This window comes from Neobacillus drentensis (genome assembly GCF_036966985.1).
GTDB classification, from domain to species: Bacteria; Bacillota; Bacilli; order Bacillales; family Cytobacillaceae; genus Neobacillus; species Neobacillus drentensis_E.
The window spans coordinates 1-6,051 of sequence record NZ_JBALSN010000635.1 but is presented as its reverse complement, the minus strand read 5'-3'; the positions used below and the strand labels follow the sequence as shown (position 1 = coordinate 6,051).

At 38.4% G+C, this 6,051-nt stretch carries 7 protein-coding genes; 4 read left to right on the top strand and 3 right to left on the bottom strand.

What is annotated here, in order from left to right; genetic code table 11:
- The first annotated feature begins 32 nt into the window (after nt 1-32).
- Together V7659_RS29530 and V7659_RS29525 are read left to right on the top strand one after the other, a co-directional pair.
- Nucleotides 33-779: a YqjF family protein gene (locus V7659_RS29530; RefSeq protein ID WP_335543602.1), complete on the top strand. Its 747-nt coding sequence runs from the start codon at nt 33-35 to the stop codon at nt 777-779.
- 113 nt (nt 780-892) lie between these two features.
- The gene (locus V7659_RS29525) at nt 893-1,402 is read left to right on the top strand and encodes a hypothetical protein (RefSeq protein ID WP_335543601.1); all 510 of its coding nucleotides are present in this window, start codon (nt 893-895) and stop codon (nt 1,400-1,402) included.
- A 61-nt stretch (nt 1,403-1,463) separates the two neighbouring features.
- Here V7659_RS29525 and V7659_RS29520 read toward each other — a convergent pair whose 3' ends face one another.
- Both V7659_RS29520 and V7659_RS29515 read right to left on the bottom strand, forming a co-directional pair.
- The gene (locus V7659_RS29520; RefSeq protein ID WP_335543600.1) at nt 1,464-1,622 is read right to left on the bottom strand and encodes a hypothetical protein; all 159 of its coding nucleotides are present in this window, start codon (nt 1,620-1,622) and stop codon (nt 1,464-1,466) included.
- A gap of 234 nt (nt 1,623-1,856) precedes the next feature.
- Nucleotides 1,857-2,630, bottom strand: a complete 774-nt coding sequence (locus tag V7659_RS29515; RefSeq protein ID WP_335543599.1) for an IclR family transcriptional regulator — start codon at nt 2,628-2,630, stop codon at nt 1,857-1,859.
- Nucleotides 2,631-2,870: 240 nt separating this feature from the next.
- Here V7659_RS29515 and V7659_RS29510 point away from each other — a divergent pair, with 240 nt between their 5' ends.
- Together V7659_RS29510 and V7659_RS29505 are read left to right on the top strand one after the other, a co-directional pair.
- A complete protein-coding gene (locus tag V7659_RS29510; RefSeq protein WP_335543598.1) occupies nt 2,871-4,034 on the top strand; it encodes a Gfo/Idh/MocA family protein in 1,164 nt (387 codons plus the stop codon).
- 182 nt (nt 4,035-4,216) lie between these two features.
- Nucleotides 4,217-5,659, top strand: a complete 1,443-nt coding sequence (locus tag V7659_RS29505; RefSeq protein ID WP_335543597.1) for an alkaline phosphatase PhoX — start codon at nt 4,217-4,219, stop codon at nt 5,657-5,659.
- A gap of 153 nt (nt 5,660-5,812) precedes the next feature.
- Here V7659_RS29505 and V7659_RS29500 read toward each other — a convergent pair.
- A partial coding sequence (locus V7659_RS29500; protein ID WP_335543596.1) for a twin-arginine translocase subunit TatC occupies nt 5,813-6,051 on the bottom strand: 239 nt, incomplete at its 5' end.

The following is a 6,051-nucleotide window of genomic DNA, read 5'->3' as shown; positions in this document are numbered from 1 at the left end:
CTATATACATATAAAAACAGGGGGATTATTGGATGAATATAATGAATGATATTGGTCATCGAACTTGGCCATTACCATCAAAATACTGGATTATGCGGCAAACTTGGAGAAATATATTATTTTTACATTGGCCAATTCCACTTAAAATACTACGGCCGCATATTCCTTCTTCTTTACAAATTGATACTTTTAATGGCTCTGCATGGTTAGGTGTCATTGTATTTGTTTTAGAGGGAATCTATCCTCGTGGATTATCCTCTATTTCCCTGACACCCAAATTTCCAGAAATAAATGTTAGGACATATGTTACATGTGATGGAAAACCCGGTATTTATTTTTTATCTATTGATGTTGAGAATTGGGCTTCATTAAAGATTGCAAAAAGATGGTTTCATTTACCCTATTATTCGGCACAAATTTCTTTTCAAAAAGAAGGACAATCCTTTCATTTTCATACCAGTCGGAATGGTAAATTTAATACTCCTATATCATTTAAGGGGATTTACGTTCCGGTATCGGAGGTTTATTTTCCAAAGGAAGGGACACTAGATCATTGGCTCACTGAGCGGTATTGCCTCTATAGTTCGAATGATGGAGTCAACGTTTATTGCGGTGAAATACACCATCTGCCTTGGCCTTTGCAAAAAGCAGAAATACAGATAGTCGAGAATACTCTTTTTTCTCCATTTCATTTTGAACTTTCTCAAGTTAATCCAATCGCTCATTTCTCCACTGGGGTTGATTCGTTAGTATGGAATATTAAGAAAAAACGAATCTAGTAAACACAAGTCAAGTGGAAAAGTATTAAATTATGTATATTTTGGTTGGTTGGGATAAATTATATATTCATGGAAATTATTACTGTAAAATATTTTTTTAAGGGTGGAACTCGATGGTTAAGTATAAAACGAAAGTCGCATTCTCTTTAGCCACATTAATCCTTCCGTGGCTTACCGTTCCTTTTATGGGAAAAAGGAGTTTTTTTAGGTTTTTACCTGTAGCAAGTTTTGTCAATTTAGTTTTGAGCGTATTTAATCTAATTTGTTATAGGAAAAAATGGTGGATCACGAAAAATCCTATCTCTCCTGGTCCTATCGATTTCACATATATATTGGGTCCTTATTTTGTAGCAACACTTTGGATTTTTAAATTAACATTTGGGAATTTCCCCAAGTACTTACTTACAAATATGGTATTGGATGTCATTAATGCTTTTCCTTTACCTTACATAGGAAGAAAATTCGGAATTGTCAAGTTTATAAAGATGAAACATGCTACTTGGTATTTTATTTGTGTATTCTTAGCAATCATTATTTATGGCTTTCAGTACGCTGTAGAACAATCAATTAGGAAGGCAGGCATTTATTCCGGAAGAAGGCATGGTGGTATAGAAAACAGATAAAAAAAGGACAAGTCGTTAGTAGGTCAATTGACAACTAACAACTTGTCCTATTTTAAATATTTTAAGCTGCTTCCTGCTGGAAACAAGGATCATTGAAGTATACAACTTCGGATAAAATTTTACTACCCTTCATATATTTAAGAGCCTCTCTTGCTGCATCTTCAGTTTCATATTCAAACATAGAAATATTTGAATCTAAATAAAGAGTGATTATCCACATAAAAAATTCCTCCTATTTTTGAAAATCATTTCTGTCCTACAGACTTGGCTAAAGATATATAAGCTATGTTTAACCTCTAGGATGATTTAGCATGATGAAATCCGCACTCTAGAATTTAAAAAAGTAATCTTTCATTTGCTCATACCAATGATAATTCAATAATAGAAAAAAATAAAATGATATAAAATTATAGTTTCAAATAAAAAAATTTTATATGTAGAAAGGTGACAGTCACTATTTTTTGTTCTTAAAGTAATGATTGATAGTCTTACAAGTTTCGAGTAGGGCAGCCGCTAGCTTTTCTTCATTGCCATAAAAGCGGGTAGATGGGAGCGGAATCGAAACAGCACTTAAATTCCCCATAACGTCCTTAATAGACGCACCTACGGCACAAATCCCTTCAATGTGCTCCTCCCTTGCAAATGCAACTCCTTTTTTACGAACAACTTCCAACTCCTTTAACAATTCATCCCGACTCGTTATGGTATGAACAGTATAATGTTGCAGGTGCTCTGGTAACAGTTTCGCCGCATCATCTATAGGAATGGAGGCAAGAATGGCTTTTCCGTTTGCCGTGCAATGTAAAGGGAAAGATGCACCGGGTTGGGAAGTTGCCTGTAACGGATGTGGAGCGATAATTTGATGGACAAAAAGGACCTTCCCGTTATCCAAAACGGATAAATCTACCGTTTCATTGACTTGCTGCGAAAGTTTTACTAAAAATGGTCTGATTTCTTCTCTTAAATCACTATGAACAGCTGAAGCCAGCATGGCGATCTCAGGTCCAAGCCGGTAACCGCCATTAATAGAAGCTGCCGCCACAAACCTCTCCTGTTCAAGTGTCATAACAATTCTTTGAACCGTAGACCGGGCCATGCCCACCTCTTTGGCAATTTGCGATAAGCTCATTCCTTTTGGATGAACCCTAAGAGCCCTCAAGATTTTAGCCGCACGAGAGATCACCTGAACATTAGATATTTTAGTTTGTTCTTGTTTATCGTTGTTCATGGGTATGTACTCCTCCACCTTTTTATTCATTTTATACTAACAGCTGAAAGTATCAAAAGTGTGTTATCTATTGACAAATGATTTAAACGCTCATTATTATGAAATTAACCATTATATGATACAAGTGTATCACAATGTGGTTAATTAGTGAATTCACTGTTCACAAAATTAATGAAAATATCCAAATTTTTTTTTATATAATCGGTTAAACAATACGTCAAAAATCGATGAGGGATTTAGATGAGTTTAGTTAAAGTTGGTGTAATCGGGATAGGAAATATGGGGAGTTTACATGTTCAAATGTTGACAAGCGGCCAAATTAAAGGAGCGGTGTTAACGGCGGTTTGCAGCAGTAATGAAAGCCGAATAGCATGGGTTAAAGGTAATACAAATGGAGATGTAAAAATTTTCAAGGAGGAAGAGGCCTTTTTCAATGAATCGGGAATCGATGCTGTACTGATTGCAACACCACATTACAGTCATCCAGAATTAGCCAAAAGGGCCTTTGCAAAAGGGATTCATGTCCTTATCGAAAAGCCAGCTGGCGTTTATTCAAAAAATGTACTGGAAATGAATGCTGCAGCGAAAACTTCTGGGAAAATGTTCGGCATTATGTATAATCAAAGGGCAAATCCGCTTTATCAAAAAATTCGAGACCTTATTCAATCAGGCCAACTAGGGGAATTAAAAAGGATTAATTGGATTATTACTGATATATATCGCCCACAAAGCTATTATGATTCGAGTAAATGGAGAGCCACATGGAACGGAGAAGGCGGAGGTGTTTTATTAAATCAGGCACTTCACCAAATAGATGTTTTGCAATGGACAACTGGGTATATGCCAAAGCGCATTCGTTCAATGAGCAGTTCTGGAAAGTATCATGATATTGAAGTGGAGGATGACGTCACTGCATTTTTGGAATATGAAAATGGAGCGACAGGTGTCATTATTGCTTCGACTGGAGAAGCACCAGGTACAAATCGCTATGAGATTGTTGGAGACCGTGGAAAAATAGTTGTCGAAAATGAGGAACTTGTTTTTTACCAATTAACACAATCTGAGCGTGAGTTTAATTCTTCCTATAAAGGCGGATTCGGCCAGCCAGATTTCCAAAAAGTTGAAATTCCTGTGAAAAGTGATAACGCCAATCATGCAGCCATTATTCAAAACTGGATTGATGCAATTGTTAAGAATTCACCCTTACTTTCACCAGGTGAAGAGGGCGTGAAAGCACTCGAGATTTCAAATGCCATCTATTTATCCTCCTGGTTAAACGAAACGGTAGGATTGCCTATCGACCAGGACCTATATTATGAAAAATTGCAAGAAAAAATCAACAATTCATCATTTGTGAAAAAGAATGTAACCAACACTATATTAGATGTCAGAGGGACACATTAGTAGAGGAAATCAACAATCTAGCACTATTTATTAAAGTCCGTTTATTTAGCTCCTGCGGAGTATTATTACAATTCTTTAATCTTATTTACTTAATTCTTACATAATATCCATTAATCCTTAAAGATTGCTAGTTAAACTAAAAATAGTTAGACAAAGCATAAATGAGGAGGAATATTGATTTTATGGAAAATCAAGTATCTAATAATGGCATGAATCGACGCAATTTCTTAAAAGTGGGTGGAATGAGTACGCTCGCCCTTACCCTTGGATCAACAGGAGTGCTAGCACTGGGTTCAAAAGCATTTGCGGATACGACTAATAATCCAACGAGCGGTTTTGGCGGGTATGGTCCTTTGGTACTGGATCCGAATGGAATTCTCGATCTCCCCAAAGGTTTCCATTACAAAATTATCTCTGAAGAGGGCGGTCAACTGACAAATGGCGGAAAAATCCCTGGCGCCTTTGATGGAATGGCAGCTTTTGAAGGACCTAACAATACGACCATTCTTGTTCGTAATCATGAATTAAGCAATGGTGCAGCAAATCCGGTGATTGGCACCAAGCCATATGATGCCGCATCTGCAGGGGGTACAACTGCTCTAGTTGTAGGGCCAAATCGAAATGTCATTAAAGAATATGTAACCTCTTCAGGTACCATTCGAAATTGTGCCGGAGGAGCGACACCTTGGGGTACCTGGCTGACTTGTGAAGAAACACGAACTGCGACACATGGATATGTATTCGAAGTGGATCCGCAGCAGCCGGAGAACGAAATGTCGAGAACCCCAATTAAGGATATGGGCCGCTTTTCTCACGAAGCCTGTGCGATTGATCCAGCGACAGGATACGTTTACTTAACTGAGGATGCATCCCCAAGTTATTTCTACCGTTTTATCCCAAATGACACCACCCAACAGCCAGGTGCTCTTCAAAAAGGCGGCAAGCTTTATGCGGCGGCAATTGAAGAGGTAGCTGGCCCATCGGCAAGTACCTTTAAAACAGGACAAACATTTAAGATTGTCTGGAAGGAACTAGATCCTCATTTATGCCGCGAGGATGCCAAGGCAAAAGGCTGTATTGAATTCAAAAAGTTAGAGGGAGCGTTCTTCCAAGCTGGTGTCTTTTGGTTTGATGACAGCTCGGCTGGAGAAAAAAATCTTGGACGCATTTACCGCTATATTCCACACACTAACACCTTGGAGCTTTTCTATGAAGCAACAGATGCAAAAGACATGGAGTCTCCAGATAATATTGCCATGACTCCATGGGGCGACCTATGGTTCGTAGAAGATGGAGCAGGTGACGACCGACTTATGGGAATTACACCTGAAGGCAAAATCTATCCTTTTGCCTACAATCGTCTCAATGGATCTGAAATGACAGGCCCTACCTTCTCGCCTGACGGTAACACGCTTTTTGTCAATATTCAAAGCCCGGGCAAAACCTTTGCCATCTGGGGTCCTTTCCAGCGCCACAACGCGGCACGTGCAAGAGAAATGTCCTACGCTGCTCCTTCAAAGCAATTTGCACCACAAGTTTCTGACAAGCTGGTTGCGTTTGCTGAGCGTAATGGAATGTCTGTTCTTGAAGCAGCAGCATTTGAGCGCCACGGATTGAAGATTTAAACTTTCTATGAATCTATTAAAAGATGTAAACGGACCAGATGTCTAGTTTACATCTTTTCTTTTTGACTTATATTGATATTTATATAGGTAAAGATGAGGGACAGGTTCGTAAAAAAGAAGTCTTAGCACATTGTCTAAGACTTTTTGTTCATTTTACGCAGCTAGATTCAATTGTTGTTTTCGCCGATAAACGACCCTCGATAATAGGACGCTGCATTCATAGAGGAAAATCAGAGGGATGACTACCAAAATGTCTGATAGAAAATCCGGCGGGGTGACGAAGATCGCGATTAAAATTAGGACAAAGTAAGCGTATTTTCGAATCTTTTGCAATCTAAAGGGGTTCAGCACTCCAACACTTGTTAGTAACATGATAATCACTGGTAGTTCGA

What these genes read in the sequence shown, in the direction of transcription:
- V7659_RS29530 (WP_335543602.1), top strand. Translation starts at nt 33, where the DNA reads ATGAATATAATGAATGATATTGGTCATCGAACTTGGCCATTACCATCA.
- V7659_RS29525 (WP_335543601.1), top strand. Translation starts at nt 893, where the DNA reads ATGGTTAAGTATAAAACGAAAGTCGCATTCTCTTTAGCCACATTAATC.
- V7659_RS29520 (WP_335543600.1), bottom strand. Translation starts at nt 1,622, where the DNA reads ATGTGGATAATCACTCTTTATTTAGATTCAAATATTTCTATGTTTGAA.
- V7659_RS29515 (WP_335543599.1), bottom strand. Translation starts at nt 2,630, where the DNA reads ATGAACAACGATAAACAAGAACAAACTAAAATATCTAATGTTCAGGTG.
- V7659_RS29510 (WP_335543598.1), top strand. Translation starts at nt 2,871, where the DNA reads ATGAGTTTAGTTAAAGTTGGTGTAATCGGGATAGGAAATATGGGGAGT.
- V7659_RS29505 (WP_335543597.1), top strand. Translation starts at nt 4,217, where the DNA reads ATGGAAAATCAAGTATCTAATAATGGCATGAATCGACGCAATTTCTTA.